Origin of the sequence: Bacillus cereus group sp. BfR-BA-01381 (assembly GCF_022663555.1) — a bacterium.
Taxonomy (GTDB): domain Bacteria; phylum Bacillota; class Bacilli; order Bacillales; family Bacillaceae_G; genus Bacillus_A; species Bacillus_A pacificus.
Window position 1 is genome coordinate 1 of the sequence record NZ_JAKUFR010000355.1, and the last position, 216, is coordinate 216.

Here is a 216-nt window from a genome sequence, read left to right on the forward strand (position 1 = left end):
CTGACTTGTAATCAGTAGGTTGGGGGTTCAAGTCCTCTAGTCGGCACCAGTTTTTATTGTAAGAGCCATTAGCTCAGTTGGTAGAGCATCTGACTTTTAATCAGAGGGTCGAAGGTTCGAGTCCTTCATGGCTCACCATTTTTAATGAATATGCGGGTGTGGCGGAATTGGCAGACGCACTAGACTTAGGATCTAGCGCCTTTGGCGTGGGGGTTC

1 tRNA gene is annotated in these 216 nt (G+C 48.1%); it reads left to right on the forward strand.

Annotation, left to right across the window (positions count from 1 at the left end):
* Nucleotides 1-62: 62 nt before the first annotated feature.
* Nucleotides 63-138 (forward strand) — tRNA-Lys (locus MR079_RS29015).
* Nucleotides 139-216: the final 78 nt, after the last annotated feature.